Origin of the sequence: Paenibacillus sp. FSL W8-0186 (assembly GCF_037969765.1) — a bacterium.
GTDB lineage: Bacteria > Bacillota > Bacilli > Paenibacillales > Paenibacillaceae > Fontibacillus > Fontibacillus woosongensis.
On the sequence record NZ_CP150207.1, the window covers coordinates 5,047,193 to 5,067,370 of the forward strand.

16 protein-coding genes are annotated in these 20,178 nt (G+C 51.9%); all 16 read right to left on the bottom strand.

All coding sequences use genetic code 11. The features are described from left to right. Positions 1 to 47: 47 nt before the first annotated feature. Complete coding sequence (locus tag MKX50_RS22655; RefSeq protein WP_155612547.1) at positions 48 to 893, bottom strand: carbohydrate ABC transporter permease; 846 nt, start codon at positions 891 to 893, stop codon at positions 48 to 50. After that, entirely contained in the window at positions 890 to 1,846 is a 957-nt protein-coding gene (locus MKX50_RS22660; RefSeq protein WP_155612546.1) for a sugar ABC transporter permease, read from the bottom strand. Before MKX50_RS22660 ends, MKX50_RS22655 begins: the two co-directional genes overlap by 4 nt. Before the next feature lie 523 nt (positions 1,847 to 2,369). Then, a complete protein-coding gene (locus MKX50_RS22665; RefSeq protein WP_339157828.1) occupies positions 2,370 to 3,176 on the bottom strand; it encodes a DUF6612 family protein in 807 nt (268 codons plus the stop codon). A gap of 37 nt (positions 3,177 to 3,213) precedes the next feature. Further along, positions 3,214 to 3,774, bottom strand: coding sequence for a hypothetical protein (locus MKX50_RS22670; protein WP_213593692.1), 561 nt, complete (start codon positions 3,772 to 3,774; stop codon positions 3,214 to 3,216). Positions 3,775 to 3,986: 212 nt separating this feature from the next. Next, the gene (locus MKX50_RS22675; RefSeq protein ID WP_339157829.1) at positions 3,987 to 5,984 is read right to left on the bottom strand and encodes a methyl-accepting chemotaxis protein; all 1,998 of its coding nucleotides are present in this window, start codon (positions 5,982 to 5,984) and stop codon (positions 3,987 to 3,989) included. Between the two features lie 326 nt (positions 5,985 to 6,310). Continuing rightward, entirely contained in the window at positions 6,311 to 7,726 is a 1,416-nt protein-coding gene (argH, locus tag MKX50_RS22680) for an argininosuccinate lyase (protein ID WP_213593688.1), read from the bottom strand. 5 nt (positions 7,727 to 7,731) lie between these two features. Further along, on the bottom strand, positions 7,732 to 9,000 hold the full coding sequence (locus MKX50_RS22685; protein ID WP_339157830.1) for an argininosuccinate synthase: 1,269 nt from the start codon (positions 8,998 to 9,000) through the stop codon (positions 7,732 to 7,734). Positions 9,001 to 9,045: 45 nt separating this feature from the next. After that, a complete protein-coding gene (gene argF / locus MKX50_RS22690; protein WP_339157831.1) occupies positions 9,046 to 10,011 on the bottom strand; it encodes an ornithine carbamoyltransferase in 966 nt (321 codons plus the stop codon). Between the two features lies 1 nt (position 10,012). Next, complete coding sequence (locus tag MKX50_RS22695; protein ID WP_339157832.1) at positions 10,013 to 11,248, bottom strand: acetylornithine transaminase; 1,236 nt, start codon at positions 11,246 to 11,248, stop codon at positions 10,013 to 10,015. A gap of 76 nt (positions 11,249 to 11,324) precedes the next feature. Continuing rightward, on the bottom strand, positions 11,325 to 12,164 hold the full coding sequence (argB, locus tag MKX50_RS22700) for an acetylglutamate kinase (protein WP_213593682.1): 840 nt from the start codon (positions 12,162 to 12,164) through the stop codon (positions 11,325 to 11,327). A gap of 61 nt (positions 12,165 to 12,225) precedes the next feature. Continuing rightward, positions 12,226 to 13,461, bottom strand: coding sequence for a bifunctional glutamate N-acetyltransferase/amino-acid acetyltransferase ArgJ (gene argJ / locus MKX50_RS22705; RefSeq protein ID WP_339157833.1), 1,236 nt, complete (start codon positions 13,459 to 13,461; stop codon positions 12,226 to 12,228). An 18-nt stretch (positions 13,462 to 13,479) separates the two neighbouring features. After that, on the bottom strand, positions 13,480 to 14,544 hold the full coding sequence (gene argC, locus MKX50_RS22710; protein ID WP_339157834.1) for an N-acetyl-gamma-glutamyl-phosphate reductase: 1,065 nt from the start codon (positions 14,542 to 14,544) through the stop codon (positions 13,480 to 13,482). A gap of 176 nt (positions 14,545 to 14,720) precedes the next feature. Next, positions 14,721 to 15,641 carry a YitT family protein gene (locus tag MKX50_RS22715; protein ID WP_213593676.1) on the bottom strand — a complete coding sequence of 307 codons (921 nt, stop codon included), beginning with the start codon at positions 15,639 to 15,641 and terminating at the stop codon, positions 14,721 to 14,723. 77 nt (positions 15,642 to 15,718) lie between these two features. Beyond that, positions 15,719 to 16,835, bottom strand: a protein-coding gene (gene prfB / locus MKX50_RS22720; RefSeq protein WP_213593674.1) for a peptide chain release factor 2 whose coding sequence is annotated in 2 segments (ribosomal slippage) — positions 15,719 to 16,762 and positions 16,764 to 16,835 — 1,116 coding nt in all. Because the reading frame shifts where the segments join, the coding sequence is not laid out codon by codon here. A gap of 77 nt (positions 16,836 to 16,912) precedes the next feature. Further along, positions 16,913 to 19,420 (bottom strand): preprotein translocase subunit SecA, encoded by a 2,508-nt coding sequence (secA, locus tag MKX50_RS22725; RefSeq protein ID WP_155612537.1) that lies wholly within the window; start codon positions 19,418 to 19,420, stop codon positions 16,913 to 16,915. A gap of 206 nt (positions 19,421 to 19,626) precedes the next feature. Then, complete coding sequence (gene raiA / locus MKX50_RS22730) at positions 19,627 to 20,175, bottom strand: ribosome-associated translation inhibitor RaiA (protein WP_155612536.1); 549 nt, start codon at positions 20,173 to 20,175, stop codon at positions 19,627 to 19,629. Between the last annotated feature and the right edge of the window lie 3 nt (positions 20,176 to 20,178).

The following is a 20,178-nucleotide window of genomic DNA, read 5'->3' on the forward strand; positions in this document are numbered from 1 at the left end:
ATAAGCCTCAATGTTTTTTCATTGTAAACGATTATGTTCCTTGCTGGCTAGCCTTTAATTCCAGTCGTAGCAACGCCCTCGACGAAGTACTTCTGAGCGGAGCTGAACAGCAGCGTTGCCGGCAGGATAGACACAAGCGACATAGCTAGCAATTGTCCCCATTCCGCGCCGCCCTGGGAGTCGTTGATCATCCGCAGAGCCAGGCCTACCGTGTATTTATCTACAGAGTTAATGTACAGCAGGTGACCGAGGAAATCATCCCAGTTCCAGAGGAAGCAGAAGATGATGACGGTAACGATCGATGGCTTCATCAGCGGCATGATAATTCTCCAATAGATTCCGAACCAGTTGCAGCCGTCGATTTTTGCCGATTCATCCAGCTCCCGCGGAATACCGCGAATGAATTGGATCAGCAGGAATACGAAGAAGGTTCCTCCCGCTCCCCCGGCTAAAGCGTGGGGGACGATAAATGGCAAATACGTATTGACCCAGCCGAACTGGTGGAACATCGCATACTGCGGAATAATAAGCACCTGTCCCGGCAGCATCAGCGTGAGCATAAGCAGCGAGAACCAAAAGCCCCGCAGCGGGAAGTCCAGTCTGGCGAATCCAAAAGCGACCAGCGTACTGGAAATGACCGTCACGATAATCACCGCGATAATCAAATAGAAGGTATTGATATAGAAATCGGTAAACGTAAAACCGGGAACCGAATGCCAGCCTTTAACGTAGTTGGACCACTGGGGTACAGTCGGGAAAAGCGACGGGGAGCTCAGCTCCTGGTTGCTTTTCAAGGAAGCGCCAATCCACCAAATGACCGGGTAGACCATAATCAAGCTGAATATGATGAGCATTGCATGACGAGTTAAGCCTTTCCATTTTGATTGGGTCATTTTCTCTTTTTCCCTCCTTGGCTGTCGGATTCGTAGAACACCCAGTATTTCGATGTCACGTTAATAGCTACAGCGGCAACAACGATCATCAGCAGCATAATCCAGGCCAAGGAGGAGGAATATCCGAGCTGATAACGGCTGAACGCCCGCTCATACAAGTAAAGCGCATACACATAAGTAGAGTTCATTGGGCCTCCGGCCGTAATGACGTAAGCTGGCGTAAACACCTGGAAGGAGTTAATGACCCCCATAATCAGGTTAAAGTACAAGGTTGGCGACAGCATCGGCAGCGTAATATTGAAAAATTGTCTAAGCTTGCCCGCGCCATCCACCGAGGAGGCTTCATACAGATCCGTCGGAATCTGCTTCAGACCGGCGAGGAAAATAACCATCGAAGAGCCGAACTGCCAAACGGACAATACGATTAGCGACCAGAGCGCCGTATCCGGGTTCGTCACCCAGCCTGTGCCTGGAATGCCGAAAACGCCGAGGACTTTGTTGAAGAAGCCGTCCACGCCAAAGATGTTTTTCCACAGCAGGGAAACGGCGATACTCCCCCCGATCAAGGACGGGAAGTAAATGGCCGTCCGGTAGACCGAAATCCCGCGCACCGCCTTATTCAGCAGCATGGCCACAAGCAGCGCGGCAATGAGCTTCAGCGGCACCGAGGCCAGTACGTAATAAAATGTGATTTTGACGGATTGGACGAATTTCTCGTCTGCCGTAAAGATGCGGTTGTAGTTTTCCATACCGACCCATTCGATCGGTTTCATTAAAGTATAGTTGGTGAAGGAATAATATAGGGACAACAGCATCGGGTAGGCCGTCAACGCCAAAAACCCGATCAGCCACGGGGAAATAAACAGATATCCTGCAATGGGAGAGTCCCAACGCTTGAGAAATGGCTTTTTACGCTCAGGCGTCCCGTTAGCTAAAGGTGTTGTTCGTTCCATGTGTTCACTCTCCTTTTCTTACTTTTAGTATAGATGGAGAGTCCCGTAGAGCTACAGGAGACAATTGCTCAAAATCATTCAATATTTTCAGAATATCTAATTTTGCAAAAAGAAAAGCGCACCCTCAGAATTCACCGGACAAACCAGAATGGTTTCCAATGTCTATTCTAAAGAGTGCACGCTGCTGCTCCCCATCTTTAGTTCATTGTATATAAGGTGCTGTTGTTCACTATGCTGTGTCGTGACTAAATGGAATTCATGCATCTAATGATGCTCTAAACAAGTGTTTCCCGGGATCAGATGGATTTTATGCACCTACAATCAAGCACCCAGACCATTATTGGCAATTTCTCTTCTTTTAGAGACATGAAATCCATTTAAATCTACATCCTCTTCTTTACCGCAGAAACTAACTACTATTAATCCATTTATTATAAGTTGAACAATTAAAATGGAGTGGACAAGTACGCAAATTCTACGATCGCTATTTCCCCAGATCCTGGCATCCCTTTCTTTAGTTCTGCTACCACTCACTAAACCTCGGGTCTGAGGCTTTATAAGCACCTTCTAATAATTTCTTTTCATTAACATCGTTAAAATCTTGATATGTATGGACAACCTTTAACTCGCTATACTTTTTATCTCCTGAATAGTCGAGGGTCGTTTCGGTTTCTTTTATAAGCTCGACAGGCAACAAGGTCCTTTTATTAATCGTGTAGGTAAGTTTCGATTGGTGGTCGGTCGTCACTACGAGGGTAATTATTTTCTGGGTCTTAGCGTCATAAAAGCCCTCGTGAGCACTCTCCTCATGCTGGTTCCCTGTAACTGTAAGAATATAGTTTCCATCTTTCTGCTCTACTTGCATACCCTGTGTGGTTAGGCTTTTTAAATCGTGGTACGGATCAACGTATTTTTTATTGTTCTCTATCATACCGGACGTATAACCTTCGAGCTCGGGACCCACTTCCCATTGACCATCCCTAAATGTGGCAACACCATATTGTTCCGTTACATACTCTTTGACTATCCTTTCTAAGTCGGGGCTTTCATGTTGAGAATACATAGAGAACGGTTTTTTGACATACTCGATTTTGGTGTTAGTAGAACTGCTTCCAGAAGCTTCTTTTAAATTCGGATTTTCAAATGATTTATAAACATACTTTGACTCCACGGAAAAACTTTTTAAACTTTCGATTTGTTCCGAAGACTTCTCGACTAATTCCTCCGCATAGGGAAGTCCCTGTTCATCATTTGTAAGATGAATTCCTTTTCCACAACCGCTAAGTACCACCAGCATAATGCTGGCTAAAAACATTATGTATTTATGCATATCTATTCTCCTCAAATCAAAACTGTAAAATGATCATTTACCAATACCACATTTCAACCGACAAGCGTTCGTCCAGTAACATAATGTTATTAACAACATCTTGTGTGTCTGCCAAAATCCATATTTCATAAATCCCCTCCATTTCCTCATCTGACTTTTCTTTTTTTATGGCTTGAATGCCAAGCGGATTTTTATTGAATTGATAAAAGCTGTATAACAGTCCATTCGGTGTAACAGGATGCATATATCGGCTGCCGTATTGTTTCTCGGCTTCTTCCTTTGTCGAACCTACATGAATCCCTCGTGGTGTCTGAAACCAATCTCCCTTAGTTAGCTCGATCCCAACAACTTTATCATCACGATAATAAATCGTTGCGGCACCATAGCGTTGCTCAATGTCATTTCCTTTGCCTGATCCCAAAATGTTTTCAACTTTTTTCCGACTCATACCAAAACAAATATTTGTTCCCGGCTCGTGAATCGATTCAATACACATATCCTTGTCCAAAAAAGCATCTGGCTCCAGTTTGGCAGCCTGGCCGCATCCACTGATGAGCATTAGGACTAACAGGACCAGGATTATAACCTTCGTTTTCATAGGCCTCTCTCCTTTTTTATTTGACATTCTATCTTTATCGGAAAGTTAATAAGGGAATTTAATTTAATATGGTTAATCCATTGATATTCCAGCCTATAGCTAGCATCGCATAAAAAATGCACCCTTAGAATTTCATTGGTTGGACCAGGATGGTTCTCCCAACATTATTCTAAAGGGTGCAATTAGATACTCTGGGCGCTGCTATAAGGAGATTAGACCTTGAAGTGCTCGATCTTCGTCTGCATATCCGCCGCCATACGGGCCAAGCCCTCTGCGGCTGACGAAATTTCCTCCATCGAGGCCAGCTGCTCCTGCGTCGCGGCCGTTACGCTCTGGAAGGAGTCGAGACTCTGCTGCGAGGTTTCCGAGATATGCTTCACGGAATTGGCAATCTCCTCGGCACTCGCCGACATTTGCTGCGTAATCGCGGACACGTCGTGAATCTGCTCCGTAATATGACGCGTCGATTGCTCGATTTGCCGGAACGCATTCTGCGCATCGGTAGTGACGCTAATGCCGCGTTTGACGTTATCTGCAACCTCGCCGTTCATGACTGCATAGGCCTTCTCTACCAAGCTCGTCATTTGCACGATATCCTCGCCGATTTGCTCCGCCGTCTCCCTGGACTGTTCAGCCAGCTTCCTCACTTCGCCCGCCACGACGGAGAAGCCGCGGCCATCCTCACCGGCACGCGCCGCTTCAATCGCCGCGTTCAGCGCCAGCAGATTCGTCTGGACGGCGATATCCGAAATCGCTGAGCTCATCCCGGCAATATGGGCGCTAAGCTCGTTCATCTTATGCATCAGCTCGGCCGACTGCTCCGTAGAACGCCGGATTTCCTCCATTTGCAGGCCGACCTGCTCCACCTTTTCGCTGCCGTACCGCACATCCTCAACCGTCTGGGACGAAGAATCGACAATCGCTCCCGATGCTTCGGCGATTTTATAAATACCTTGGGACATTTCGTCCATCGTATCGGCACTCTCCAGCGAGACGCTAGCCTGTCTCTCGGCTCCCTCGGAGGACACCTGAACCAGATCCACGACGTGCTCGACTGATTTTGCGTTCTGCTCAGTCCCGGCTGTCAGCTCCTCGCTCGAAGCGGCAAGCTGGCTGGAGATTTCCGCGACGTCCATCACCATTCCGCGAATCGAAGCGACCATCTCGTTATAGTTCCCGGCGAGCTGTCCGACTTCATCTTTTCGCTTAATTTGAACCTCTTCATTGAGATAACCTTCTCCCACGCGCTTCGCGGAGGCGTTCAGCTGCTCAATGGGACGCGTTACGCTGCGAATAATCAGGAATAGCGCGAGGCCAGAAACGACGAGCGCGATACATAGCACGATCACAGAAGTCCAGACAATCGGGGCAATCGCTTTATCGAATTCGTTAATTTCCAGAACTCCGACGATTTTAAGACCCGTCAGCTCGTTCGTCAGAACGTAAGCTCTCTGCGGCTTGCCCGTCAGCTCGCTTTTGTAATCGATAAATCCCGAATCCATCGCCTGAATTCTCGAAATATGCTCTCCCACAGCATCATCGCCGGGCTCGTACTGCGGATGGTATGTAATCTTGTTGCTGCGGTCAAATATGTATACGAATCCTTCACTGCCGATTTGCACGTTCCGGGTGAACTCGTTGATGGCTTCCATGTTAAAGGATACGGTCATGGCTCCCTGCCCATCCGGAAGCGCACGGCTGATATACAAATTATGATGTCCCGTGGTCGATGACTTAAAGGGATCGATAATGACTGTCTTTTGTGGATCGGCAAGTGCAGCCTTATACCAATCCCTATCTGTTGGATCATATTCATGCGGGCCTGGGTCTGGCGCCTTCATAAAAGCCTTGTTATTGTTGCCTACGGTAAGCAGCTCAAGCCCAGGATGCTTCGCCATGAACAGCTCCAGCATCGACTGTACCTCTGGCGATCCTTCATCGATTTGCTTGGAATTCATCTGCATGACCAATTGCTCGACGTTCTGTACCTGCGCTTCTATATAAGCATTCAGCGCTTCATTCATCAGCTCGACGCTCGTTTTGGATGAACTCCCAATCTTGGATTCCATTTCATGCTTGGCGCTTGTCAGACTGGACCCCATAATCACCATATTAGGAATGACCAGCATAATCGTGAACGCAAGCAGCAGACGATTCCGCAGCGAGTTAATCTCGATGACTCGCCGTAAGTTGGACCATATCTTTCTCATTGTTGTCTCCTCTCAAAATCCATTATGCAGATACCCGTTCCTCACCTAATTACTCTTGCTTCAATGGACGCTACATACCTTTTTTGTCCCTTTATAGCTCGGAATGACTAAATACCCTGTCTCGATTGACCTTAGTCAATCGTTCTATATATCTATATTTCGACAAAATTCAATATTTTTTTATACTTTTCATGAAAATAAATGATAATTTACTGTAAATTCATTTGATTTTCCTTGTAAAACCTTATTTAGTCGCAAAAAAAAGCAGAATCTGCCCAGGGGGCAAAATCTGCTTTTGATCATTTCGTATATGTTTAAATCCATTATTATTTGCTCTTAGCCAAATATTCCTGCACCCATTGCCCGGTCGCCTGCAATTTCTCCTCAGCCCGGCCAATCGCGGCCTTCACCTGGCCGGTCGCCGTACCGCCGTAGACGTTGCGGGCGTTAACGACCGTCTCCGGCTGCAGCACCTCGTAAATGCTGTCGTCGAACAGCGGTGAGAATTGCTGGAATTCCTCGAGGGAGAGATCGAGCAAATATTTATTGTGCTGAATGCAATACAGCACCGTCTTGCCGATCACTTCGTGAGCCTGACGGAACGGCAATCCCTTGTTGGCCAGGAAATCGGCGATGTCGGTCGCATTGGAGAAATCTTTGTTGACGGCCTCGCGCATCTGCTCCTTGTTCACCTTCATTGTAGCAATCATTGGAGCGAACAACTGCAGCGCTCCCTGCAGCGTTGCCACCGTATCGAACATGCCTTCCTTGTCCTCCTGCATGTCCTTGTTGTAAGCAAGCGGCAGGGACTTCAGGACGGTCAGCAGGCCCATCAGGTTGCCGTAAACGCGGCCCGTCTTCCCGCGCACAAGCTCAGGCACATCCGGGTTCTTCTTCTGCGGCATGATGCTGCTGCCTGTGCAAAAAGCATCGTCCAGCTCGATAAAGCGGAACTCAGTGCTGCTCCACATGACCAATTCCTCGCTCAAACGGGACAAGTGCATCATCAGGATCGACGCATCCGCCAGAAACTCCAGGATGAAATCGCGGTCGCTGACCGCATCCAGGCTGTTCTCGTAAACAGCCCCGAAATTCAGCTGCTCGGCCACGAAATGGCGGTCGATCGGGAAAGTCGTTCCCGCCAGAGCCCCCGCGCCGAGCGGCAGGACGTTAATCCGCTTGTAGCTGTCCTGCAGGCGCTCGATGTCCCGCTGGAACATCGAGACGTAAGCAAGCAGATGATGAGCGAACAGAATCGGCTGAGCCCGCTGCAAATGGGTATAGCCTGGTACGATCGTATCCAGATTGGCCTTCGCTTGCCCGATCAGGGCCTCCTGCAGGTCATGCAGAAGCCCCACGAATTCAACGACCCGCTTGCGCAAATACAGGTGCATATCCGTGGCCACCTGATCGTTACGGCTGCGGCCCGTATGCAGCTTGCCGCCGACCGGTCCGATTTCCTCGATCAGATTCTTCTCGATATTCATATGAATATCCTCGTCCGAGACGGAATACTCAAGCTCTCCGCGGCGGATTTTTTCAAGGACGGACTGCAATCCTTCCTTGATTCTCGCTGCATCCTCTTCAGGAACGATTCCGCACTTAGCCAGCATCGTCACATGCGCCAGGCTTCCCTGTACATCCTCTTCCGCCAGCGCCTTGTCGAACCCGATGGATGCGGTATATTCTTCAACTAGTTTGTTGGTCTGCTTCGTAAAGCGGCCTCCCCACAGCTTGCTCACCTGATTCACTCCTTGTCTGTTTCAAACGTAGCTTCAATTACTTGTTGTTCTGCTCCACGCCGGGAGCTTACTTTGAGGCGCAGCGCGTTCAGGCGGATAAAGCCGGTTGCGTCCCCTTGATCGTAAGCTTCGGTCGGATCGGCCTCCATCGTAGCGATGTCGGGATTGTAGAGGCTGACCGGGCTCTTAACGCCGGCCCCGATAATGTTCCCTTTGTACAGCTTCACGCGCACTGTTCCGGTCACGTTCTTCTGGCTCTCCGTCACGAGCGCCTGCAGCGCAAGACGTTCCGGCGCAAACCAGAAGCCGTTGTATACGAGCGTGCTGTAACGGGTAATCAGGCTGTCGCGCAAGTTCATCACTTCGCGGTCCATCGTGAGGGATTCCATTTTGCGATGCGCTGTAAACAGAATCGTACCGCCCGGCGTCTCATATACGCCACGGCTCTTCATGCCGACGAACCGGTTCTCGACCATGTCTACCCGGCCGATGCCGTGCTTGCCGCCAAGCTCATTCAGCTTCTCCATCACGCCAAGCGGGTCAAGACGCTGGCCGTTCAGGCCGACGCAGTTGCCCTGCTCGAATTCCAGCTCCAAATACTCCGGCTGATCCGGAGCATCCTCCGGGGATACGCTGAGCAGGTACATATCCTTGCTCTCCTCGCCGCTCGCATCGTACCAAGGATCCTCAAGCACGCCGCTCTCATAGCTGATGTGCAGCAGGTTGCGGTCCATCGAGTAGGATTTTGCCGCAGACGCGGTAACCGGAATGCCGTGCTCTTCGGCGTACGCAATCATTTCCGCGCGGCCCGGGAAGCGGTCGCGGAACTCGCTGAGACGCCATGGAGCTATTACTTGGATTTCCGGAGCGAGACCAGCAGCGGCCAGCTCGAATCTGACCTGGTCGTTCCCTTTGCCTGTAGCGCCATGGGCGATAGCCATTGCGCCTTCCGCGCGGGCGATTTCAACCATGCGCTTGGCGATCAGCGGACGGGCGATGCTCGTACCGAGCAAATATTGCCCTTCGTACATTGCGCCAGCCTGGAACATCGGGTAGATGAAATCCTTGGCGAATTCCTCGCGCAGATCGTCGATATATACTTTGGAAGCTCCAGTAGCCAGCGCTTTGGCTTCCAGGCCGTCCAATTCCTCTTTCTGGCCGATATCCGCCGTGAAAGCAATGATTTCGGCATCGTACGTTTCCTTAAGCCATTTGAGAATGATCGATGTATCCAAGCCGCCGGAGTAGGCGAGCACGATTTTGTTTTTTGCCATATTAAATGATCCTCCTGTTACTTTTTATAGCTCCGATTTAGAATCCTATGATCCGATCAGCGCTGCCATCAGCGCTTTCTGGGCATGTAGACGGTTCTCGGCCTGATCGAAAATAATCGAGTTCTTGCCGTCGATAACCCCTTCGCTCACTTCCTCGCCGCGATGGGCCGGCAAGCAATGCATGAACAAATAATCCGGCTTCGCATGCTGCGCCAGCTCTTCATTGACCTGATACGCAGCAAACGCCGCCTCGCGCGCCTTCTGCTCTTCCTCGAAGCCCATGCTTGCCCAAACGTCTGTGTAAATGACATCCGCCTGCTCTACCGCCGCTTTCGGGTCACGGACAACCTCGACGGCCGCTCCGGTCTCCTTCGCGATGTGCCGGGCTTGCTCCGTAATTTGCGCATCCGGCTCGTAGCCTTCCGGGCTCGCCACGGAAATGTGAACCCCGAGTTTCGCACAGCCGATCATCAGGGAGTGGGCCATATTGTTGCCGTCGCCGATATAGGCCAGCTTCAGGCCTTTGAGGATTCCTTTATGCTCGTAAATGGTCTGCAAATCCGCCAGCACCTGGCATGGATGCGCCAGATCGCTAAGCCCGTTGATGACCGGAACGGTCGAATAACGAGCCAAGTCGACGACATTCTCGTGACCAAAGGTACGGATCATAATACCGTCCAGATATCTCGACATGACGGCCGCCGTATCGGCGATCGTCTCGCCGCGGCCAAGCTGGATATCATTCTTGCTCAGGAACAAGGCATGCCCGCCCAATTGGTAGGTGCCAACCTCAAAGGATACCCGTGTCCGTGTCGAAGATTTCTCAAAAATAAGTCCGACGGTTTTCCCCTTCAGCGGATGGTAAACCTCGCCCTTCTTCTGTTTATCCTTGATCTCGATCGCGAGGTCGAGCAAATATTGAATTTCTTCCGTTGTATAGTCTGTAAGCTCGATGAAATCGCGGCCCTTCAAATTAAATGCATTCTTCTTCGTTCCCTCTATTAAACTCATACTACACTTCCTCCTTGGATGTATAGGCGGAAATGATCGCTGCCAGCGTATCGACGGCTTGATCGATTTCCTCCCGGCTCACGTTCAGGTTCGGCAGCAGGCGAATGACATTCGGACCGGCAGTGACGAACAGCAGTTTCCGCTTCTGGCCCTCAGTAACCAGGTCCGCTACCGGTTCAGCGCATTCGATGCCGATCAGCAGGCCTTTGCCGCGGATGGCCTTCACGAACGGTTCATCCTTGAACGCCTCTTGAAGACGTTCGTGCAAATATTTGCCCATCTCATCCGCGCGCTGCGGAATGCTGTCCTCCAGCATTGTCTCGATCGTTGCGATGACCGCCGCGGCTGCTACCGGGTTGCCGCCAAATGTAGTCGCATGGCTGCCTGGCGTGAATGCTTCGCGCAGGTATTCCTTGGCGAGCATCGCCCCGACGGACAATCCGCTCGCAATGCCTTTCGCGGAGGTGAAGATGTCCGGCTCTATACCATAGTGCTCGTGCGCAAACCATTTGCCCGTACGGCCCATGCCGGTTTGCACCTCGTCTACGATTAGCAGGAGTCCCTCTTTTTTGCAAAGCGCAGCAAGCTCTTGAACGAAGCCAGGATCGACTGGATATACTCCGCCCTCGGCCTGGATCATCTCCAGCATGACCGCCGCCGTATTCGGCCCGATGGCCTCCTTCAGCGCCGCCATATCATGCAGCTGTATAGTCTTGAAGCCTTCCGGCAGCGGCAGGAAGCCGTCCTTCACCTTATCCTGCCCTGTAGCTGTCAGCGTCGCCAGCGTCCGTCCATGGAACGATTGCTGGAAAGTAATCACTTCATAGCGGCCGGTTCCTTTGATCTTCTGATGGTAACGGCGCGCCAGCTTGATGGCCGCTTCATTCGCCTCGGCTCCGCTATTGCAGAAGAACACGACATCGGCACAAGTGACCTCCGTCAGCAGCTGCGCAGCCTTCTCCTGCTGCGGAATATGGAACAGATTCGATACATGCCATAGCTCATCCAGCTGAGCCTTGACCTTCGCCGTCACTTTTTCAGGAGCATGCCCGAGATTCGTCACCGCAAGACCGCTCATAAAGTCGAGATAACGATTCCCCTGGTCATCCCACAGCCAGCTGCCATGTCCTTTGACGAGACTGATCGGATAGCGGGCATAGCTTGGAAACAGCGCGCTCTTTGCTTTCGCGTCCGCCGCCTTGGATGCTTTTGCTTCTTTAAGATCACTTTGTGCCATCGCTTGTCACTCCTATCATTTGGATAAACTCTCTTCATTTCACTCTATTAACTATAACGCAGTCTAAAATGCCATGCTACTGCATCCGCACAATTTTCGTCCCGATTTCCTCGCCGGACAGAACGCGGCTTAAGATCCCGGGTTCGCTGCCGTCCACGATGACGACCTCCTGCACCTTGCCATGGATACAGGCAATCGCAGCCCGGACTTTCGGGATCATGCCACCGTAAATTTCACCGGTCTGAATCATGTCTTCGATTTCCTGTACGGTCACGGTCGGCAGCACTCTTTTCTCCCCGTTGATGGTCTTCAGAATGCCCGGCACATCCGTCACGACGATCATTCGCTCCACGCCGAGCTCGGACGCTACCGCCCCGGCTGCCGTGTCCGCATTGATATTGTAACGCTGGCCCGCCGCATCAACGCCAAGCGGCGCGATGATCGGCATAAATCCAAGCTGGATTACGCCTTCGATCAGAGCGGCATCGACTTTGGTAACATCGCCGACAAGCCCGACTTCTGCACTAGCCGCTACCGGCTGCGCGGTGATCAGTTGGCCGTCTATGCCAGACAAGCCTAGCGCTTTGCCCCCGGATTGCCCGATACGGCGCACGATGCCTTTGTTGATGCTTCCGGCCAGCACCATCTCTACGACGTCCAGCACTTCCTCAGACGTATATCGCAGCCCGTTCACGAACTTCGTTTCAATGCCGAGCTTATTCAGATTGCCGGAAATCGCCGGCCCGCCCCCGTGGACGATGACCGGCTGCACTCCGCTTTGCTGCAGCTTCACCAGATCCTCGAAAAAGGAATCCGGAAGCTCTGCGAGCGTGCTGCCTCCACATTTCATTACAAACGTCCCGTTTGCCGCAAGCGGATTGCTTGCTGTGTTACTGTTATCCAGCGCTGTTCTCATCGCTCCAAAACCCCTCTCCGATTCTCATGAAGTAATCATTATGTGTCGAAAAACCTCGAAATCAAGTGCGGTATGCCGCATTTATCCGTACATAGTCATAGGTCAAATCGCAGCCCCAGGCCGTGGCCTGGCCTTCGCCGTTATGCAGGTGGACATGGATAACCACGGTGTCCCCCTGCAGATAAGCAAGCGCCTCATCCTCGTCGAAAGGAATCGGCCGGGAGCCCGTCAGCACATGGATGCTGCCGAGCGAAATGTCCACCGTCTCCGGGTTCACCGGCTCGCCAGCGCGGCCTACCGCCGCGATGATGCGGCCCCAGTTCGCATCGGCGCCAAATACGGCCGATTTCACCAGGCTGGAGCCTATAATCGTCTTCGCAATAGCCCGGGCCGACAGATCGCTGACCGCGCCTTCCACGTTCACTTCAACGAGCCGTGATGCTCCCTCGCCATCGCGGGCGATTGCCTTGGCGAGCACCTCACACACATAGCCGAAGCCCGCCGCAAAGCTCTCCCAGGCCGGATGCTCCGGTGTCAGCGGCTCATTTCCGGCCAGCCCGCTCGCCATCGCAAGCAGCATGTCGTTCGTGCTCGTATCGCCGTCTACCGTGATCATATTGAAGGTGGCATCGGTCACCTTGCGGAGCAGCGCCTGCAGCGCTTCGGCATCGATAACCGCGTCGGTCGTCACAAAGCCAAGCATGGTCGCCATGTTCGGGTGAATCATGCCTGAGCCTTTGGCGGCTCCGGCGATGCTGACCTCCCGTCCATCCACGTTCAGCTTCACGCATACCTCTTTCTTCACGAGGTCCGTGGTCAGGATGGCTTGGCAGAATTCCTCCGCCCCGTCGGCTCCCGATGCTACCACTGCCGGAAGTCCATGAATCCCGGCGTTCACGCGCTCCATCGGCAGCAGCTCGCCGATGACACCCGTTGACGCCACGGCGACTTCCTCCGGCTGCAGCCCGAAGGCTTCCGCAGCCGCTGCGCGCATCGCATAGGCATCGTCCTCGCCCTGCTTGCCCGTGCAGGCATTGGCGTTGCCGCTGTTCACAACGATCGCCCGCAGCCGCTGGCTGCTGGAGGCGAGGCTGTCGCGCGTCACCTTAAGCGGCGCAGCCTGAAATACATTTAATGTATACACGGCTGCTGCTACGGCAGGCACTTCACATACAATCGCGCCGAGATCGTTGCGCGATGTTTTTTTTAGGCCACAATGCAGTCCCCCTGCCCGGAAACCCTGCGGCGTCGTAACCGTTCCCTCAGTAACTACAGTAAACTTGCTAACCTCTCCCATGGCGTTCTCCCCTCGCAATTACGGATAAACTGGACTGAGCTTAAGTCCCGTCGTCTCATCCCAACCCATCATTAGATTCATATTCTGAATGGCCTGACCTGCTGCACCTTTTACGACGTTATCGATAACCGATATAATCGTTAATCTTCCCGTACGAGGATCTGCGGCAAAGCCGATATCACAGTAGTTCGAGCCGAATACTTCCTTTGTCGCTGGCCATTTGCCCGCCTCCCGAATCCGCACGAACGGTCTGCCTTCATAATACTGGCGATACAGCTCGGTTAAATCCTCATCGGTATAAGCTCCTTTGAGCTGAGCGTACATCGTGCACATAATCCCCCGCGTCATCGGCACCAATTGCGTCGTAAACGTGACGGTCACCTGCTCTCCCGCAATTTGCGACAGGCTTTGCTCGATTTCTGGAATGTGCTGATGCTTGTTGACTTTATAAGCCTTGAAATTCTCGTTGATTTCCGCATAATGCGTCATCAGGCCGGTGCCGCGGCCGGCGCCGGAAACCCCGGATTTCGCGTCAATAATAATCGTCGCCGGATCAATCCAGCCTGCGCTTAACGCCGGGATCAATCCCAACAGCGTTGCCGTCGGGTAGCATCCCGGGTTCGAAATGAATCCCGAGCCAACGACATTGTCGCCGTTAATTTCGCTCAACCCGTATACCGCTTGCTCCAGCACGCTGGCATCCGGGGCATCGTGTTTATACCAGGCCTCATAGAGCGAACCGTCCTTGATACGAAAATCTCCCGATAGGTCGATAACCTTAAGCCCCGCTTCCAGCAATTGTGGCACGAGCTTGCTGCTTACTCCGGACGGCGTTGCCGTAAATACGATATCCGCCTTCTTGGCCATTTCCTCCGGGTCTACTCCGTCCAGGTCTTGAACCAGGATTTCCGATAAATGCGGGAATCCATCCGTAATCGGTACCCCGGCGCTTGAAGCCGAAATGACAGAGGTAATCTCCGCCAGCGGATGTCCCAATAAAAAACGAATCAGCTCCACCCCGCCATACCCTGTGGAACCAACGATAGCCACTTTTACTTTGCTTGCATTTCCAGACACCGTCATAACCTCTCTTCCTCTCCCTAATTTCGGTCTGTTTCTAAACGTTCCCTGCTCACTTGCGATCCGAAAAGAAAATATGTATTATTATACGATTATACTTATATAAATACAACCGCAATGCATAATTATTTATGCTGCAAAAATGGTTGAACTGAACTTATATACAAAAAAACCGGGCCTTAGCCCGGATTCTTTGATTTATCGTATTTGCTGCCCCTGCCCAGCGAGAATCCCTCGCCCAGCACCTCATGAGCATTCGAAATGATGACAAATGCCGTCGGCTCGATTGTCTGCACTAGCGTTTTCAGACTTGTCACTTCACTCTGCCCGACCACAACCATAAGCACCGTCCGATCATCTCCAGTGTAGCCGCCCTGCGCGGACAGCTTGGTGAGCCCCCGGTCCAAATGATGCAATACGGCATCCGCAATCTCATCGGTCTTATCGGCTATAATATAAGCCACCTTCGTATAATTGAAGCCTAGCTCCACCACGTCGATGAACTTCCCTGTAATATAAAGCCCGATCAAGGCGTACAGCGCCCGCTCTGGCGACAAGACGAAGCCGGCCAGGACTATGACCAGCCCATCCATCAGCACCACGCAAAGGGATAGGCTTAGCCCGCTGTATTTCTGAATAATATGCGCCGCGATGGACAGCCCTCCAGTAGAGCCCCGGCCCCGAAAAACAAGACCCAGTCCCAAGCCGACACCGATCCCTCCATACAAGGAGGCTAGAAGCGGATCCGTCGTGGGTGCCGCCCAATCCTTGGTCAATAACACAAACAACGGCAGGAATACCGTCCCCAGCAGCGAACGGAGCGCATAATATCTTCCCAGCAGTAAATATCCTGCAGTAAATAACGGGATATTCAGCATCCACTGGGTATATGCTGGTTCAATATTAAACAGCGACTTAGCGATGATCGACAGCCCGGAAACGCCGCCAGAAGCAATATGAGCGGGTACGAGAAACAGGTTAAAGGCCAGAGCCGTAATGAATGCCCCGATTAGAATCATGAACGTATCGAGCGCATGCCGGAACGGGCCGCTTAGCGGGATATAGTCCCCTGGCCTGCGTTTGCGTGACTTTGATGACACGGTAATCCTCCTTATTGGCTCCAAAAAAATTCCTACACGCTAACGCTAGTGTAGGAATTCTTGTCTCATTCTATAGCTTAGTTTTTGGGCTCGGTCTTGATTTGGCTGCGCAAATATCCATCGATAAACGGATCAAGCTCCCCATCCATGACGGCCCCTACGTTCCCGGACTCTACCGATGTGCGGTGATCCTTCACCATGCTGTAAGGATGGAACACATAGGAGCGGATTTGGCTGCCCCAGGCGATATCCGACTGTTCGCCGCGGATTTCGTCCAATTCCTTTTGCTGTTCCTCCAGCTTGCGCTCGACCAATTTGGAACGGAGCATCGTCATAGCCCGCTCTCTGTTCTTGATCTGGGAACGTTCATTCTGACACGTCACCACGATACCTGTCGGCAGGTGAGTAATCCGTACGGCGGAATCCGTCGTATTGATGTGCTGCCCGCCGGCCCCGCTTGCCCGGTACGTATCGATCTTCAAATCCTCTGACCGGATTTCGATATCCACGTCCTCCGTAATCTCCGGTACGACGTCACAGGATACGAATGAGGTATGCCTTCTTCCCGAAGAGTCGAACGGAGAAATTCGCACCAAGCGGTGTACCCCTTTCTCAGCCTTCAGATAGCCGTAGGCATTGTATCCTTTGATCAGCAGCGTAACGCTTTTGATTCCCGCCTCGTCACCTGGAAGATAATCCAGCGTCTCGACCTTGAAGCCATGCTTCTCCGCCCAGCGGGTATACATCCGCAGCAGCATTTGGCCCCAGTCCTGCGACTCGGTGCCGCCCGCTCCGGGATGCAGTTCCAGAATAGCGTTCATCTTATCGTACGGCGAGTTGAGCAGAAGCTGGAGCTCGAAATCCTCCAGCTTCTTCAGCAGCGCTTCAACGGAGCCGCCGATATCGGCCGCAAGCTCTTCGTCGCCCTCTTCCTCGGCGAGTTCGGCCATCAACGCCGTATCATCATACTCCCGCTGCAGCGCTTCATATTGGTCTACCGAGGACTTGATGGCATTCAGCTCGGCAATGATGCCTTGCGCTTTGTCATTATCGTCCCAGAAATCCGGGGCTGCCATCTTGTCCTCGTAATTGGCAATCATTTCATGCTTGAGATCTAAGTCAAAGAGACCCCCTAAGATTGGATAGTTTCTTTGCGATTTCCCGCATATCCTGCTTGATGCTCGGGTCGATCATCGTTGTTCATTCACCTTCCCAAATGTACTTGAGGATTCAGGATGCTCTAGCCTGCTGCAAGAGTCATTCTGCGTACTTTATGCGTTCTGCCCATGGCAGTGTTTGTATTTCTTTCCGCTGCCGCATGGGCATGGATCGTTGCGTCCAATCTGGTCGCCGCGTTGAACCGGACGTTTCTCCGCGGGCTCGCCGCTGGTGGAGATTTTGCTCTCGTCCACAACCGCCTGGCGCTCCTGATTGCTCTCAACGTGTGCTTTCATAATATATGTGGCAACCTCTTCTTGGATGCTGGCTACCATCTGGTTGAACATTTCAAAGCCCTCGAATTGATATTCGCGAAGCGGATCGGTACCGCCGTATGCCCGCAAATGGATACCTTGGCGCAGCTGATCCATGGCGTCGATGTGATCCATCCACTTGCTGTCCACCGCACGAAGCGCGATAACCTTCTCAAATTCACGAACCATTTCTGGTCCAAGCGCTTCCTCGCGTGTATCGTATTTGGTCATCACTTTAGAGAAAATATATTCAACCATTTCTTCGGGCTCTTTGCCCCACAGCTCATCTTTCGTAATCGCGCCTTCATCCAGCATTTTGGCGTTCATGTACTCCGCTACGTCCTGCAGCTCCCAGTTCTCTGGGATTTCGTCGGCCGTATGCGCTTCGACCACCCGCTCGATAACCGCTTTGATCATATCGATAATGATTTGCTTGATGTTCTCAGATTCGAGCAGCTCCCGGCGCTGTTTATAGATGATTTCGCGCTGCTGGTTCATAACGTCGTCATATTGCAGGACGATCTTGCGCACATCGAAGTTGTTGCCTTCGACCCGCTTCTGGGCGGATTCCACGGCGCGCGTAATCATCTTGCTCTCGATCGGCTGATCTTCTTCGAATCCAAGGCGCTCCATCATGTTAAGCACGTTATCCGCACCGAAGCGCTTCATCAGCTCATCGCCGAGCGACAGGTAGAACTGCGTGGAGCCCGGATCGCCCTGACGGCCCGCACGTCCGCGAAGCTGGTTATCGATCCGGCGCGATTCATGGCGTTCGGTACCTATAATATGCAAACCGCCGACTTCGGCTACCCCTTCGCCAAGCAGGATGTCCGTACCGCGGCCCGCCATGTTCGTAGCGATGGTCACGGAGTTCGGCTCCCCTGCGCGTGAAATGATCTCCGCTTCTTCCTCATGGTATTTCGCGTTGAGTACTTTATGCTGGACACCTTTGCGCTTCAGCATTTCGGAGAGACGTTCGGAATTCTCAATCGATACTGTACCGACAAGAATTGGCTGCTTCTCTTTGTGCCGTTTTACGATTTCCTCAACGACGGCCTTGAATTTGCCTTCCTCGCTCTTATACACGACATCCGGCATATCAATCCGGCGGTTTGGACGGTTTGTCGGCACCTGCAGCACTTCGAGGCCGTAGATCTTCTTGAACTCTTCTTCCTCGGTCTTCGCCGTACCGGTCATTCCCGCTAGTTTGCGGTACATACGGAAATAGTTCTGGAACGTAATCGTCGCCAGCGTCATGCTCTCGTTCTGTACCTCGATGCCTTCCTTGGCTTCGATCGCCTGATGCAGCCCTTCGCTATACCGGCGTCCCGCCATCAAGCGGCCCGTAAACTCGTCGACGATCATGACTTCGTCTTCGGTGACGACATAGTCTACGTCGCGGCGCATAATAACATTCGCCTTGAGCGCTTGAACGATATGGTGGTTCAACGTGACATGGGCATGGTCATAGAGATTGTCGATGCCAAAAGCCTTCTCGGCCTTGGCTACCCCTTTCTCTGTCAAGGATACTGCTTTAACTTTAATATCAACCGTAAAGTCCTCTTCAGGCACAAGCCTCTTAATAAAACGGTCTGCTGCGTAATACAGCTCCGTCGATTTCTGAGCTTGTCCAGAAATGATCAGCGGCGTGCGCGCCTCGTCGATCAGAATCGAGTCCACTTCGTCAATGATACAGAAGTAAAGCGGACGCTGAACCATCTGCTCTTTGTATAGAACCATGTTATCGCGCAAATAGTCGAACCCGAACTCATTGTTCGTTCCGTAGGTAATGTCGCAGGCGTAAGCTTCTTGCTTGTCCGCATGCTCCATCCCGGTGAGGTTCACCCCGACAGTCATGCCGAGGAAATTATAGATCTGTCCCATCTGCTCGCTGTCGCGCTGTGCCAGATAGTCGTTGACCGTAACGACATGAACGCCTTTGCCCAGGAGCGCATTCAAATAAACCGGCAAGGTACCTACCAATGTTTTACCTTCACCGGTTTTCATCTCGGCGATGCGGCCTTCATGGAGGGCCATCCCCCCGATCAGCTGTACGTCAAAATGGCGCATGCCCAGCGTTCTGCGCGAAGCTTCTCTAACCGTCGCAAACGCTTCGGGAAGAAGTTCATCCAATGTCTCGCCCTTCTCGATCCGTTCGCGGAACTCGGCCGTTTTGCCTTGCAGCTGCTCGTCCGACAGCGCCTCAAATTTCGGTTCTAATGTATTGATTAAGTCCACCGTCTTCATAAGACGTTTGACATCACGTTCATTCGTGTCGCCAAATATCTTCTTCACTATTCCTAGCATAGTTAACCCCTTTCACGGCTAAACAAATGATTTACCTAAATTGTAACAGTTTGTAAGGCATGCCGCAACACGCGCCGTCACGTTTCCTGCGGCATTCCAATATCTAAAAAGAGCCCCATCCGCGGGCGGACAAGGCTCGTTTCCCTAAGTTCAATTGCAAGAATTACCATGCCATTCATACAATCGTCGTGATTGGATACGTTATACTAATCCTGCTCGATCAAACCATATTTCCCGTCATTCCGTTTATAGACGACGTTTAGTTCTTTCGTATCGATGTTGGAAAATACAAAGAAATTATGGCCGACCATATTCATCTGCAGTATGGCTTCTTCCACGTCCATTGGTTTCATTGTAAACCGCTTCGTGCGGACGACTTCCAGATCATCGCTGTCCGCTTCATCCACGGCGACTGAGCCGCCATTCTCAACGAACAGGCTCTTCAGACTGCCTTCCTGACGGAACTTGCGATTGATCTTCGTCTTATGCTTGCGTATCTGGCGTTCGAGCTTGTCCACGACTGCATCAATCGATGCATACATGTCATCACTGCGATCCTCAGCGCGAAGCACGACGCCGGTTAGAGGAATCGTAACCTCCACCGTATGCAAACCGCGTACGACACTTAACGTGACGTAGCCTTCTGAGGTAGGGGGTGCTTCAAAGTACTTGTCAAGTCGACTGAGCTTCTTGTCTACGTAATCTCGCAGTGCGTCAGTCACTTCAATTTGCTGTCCACGAATACTAAAATTCATAGG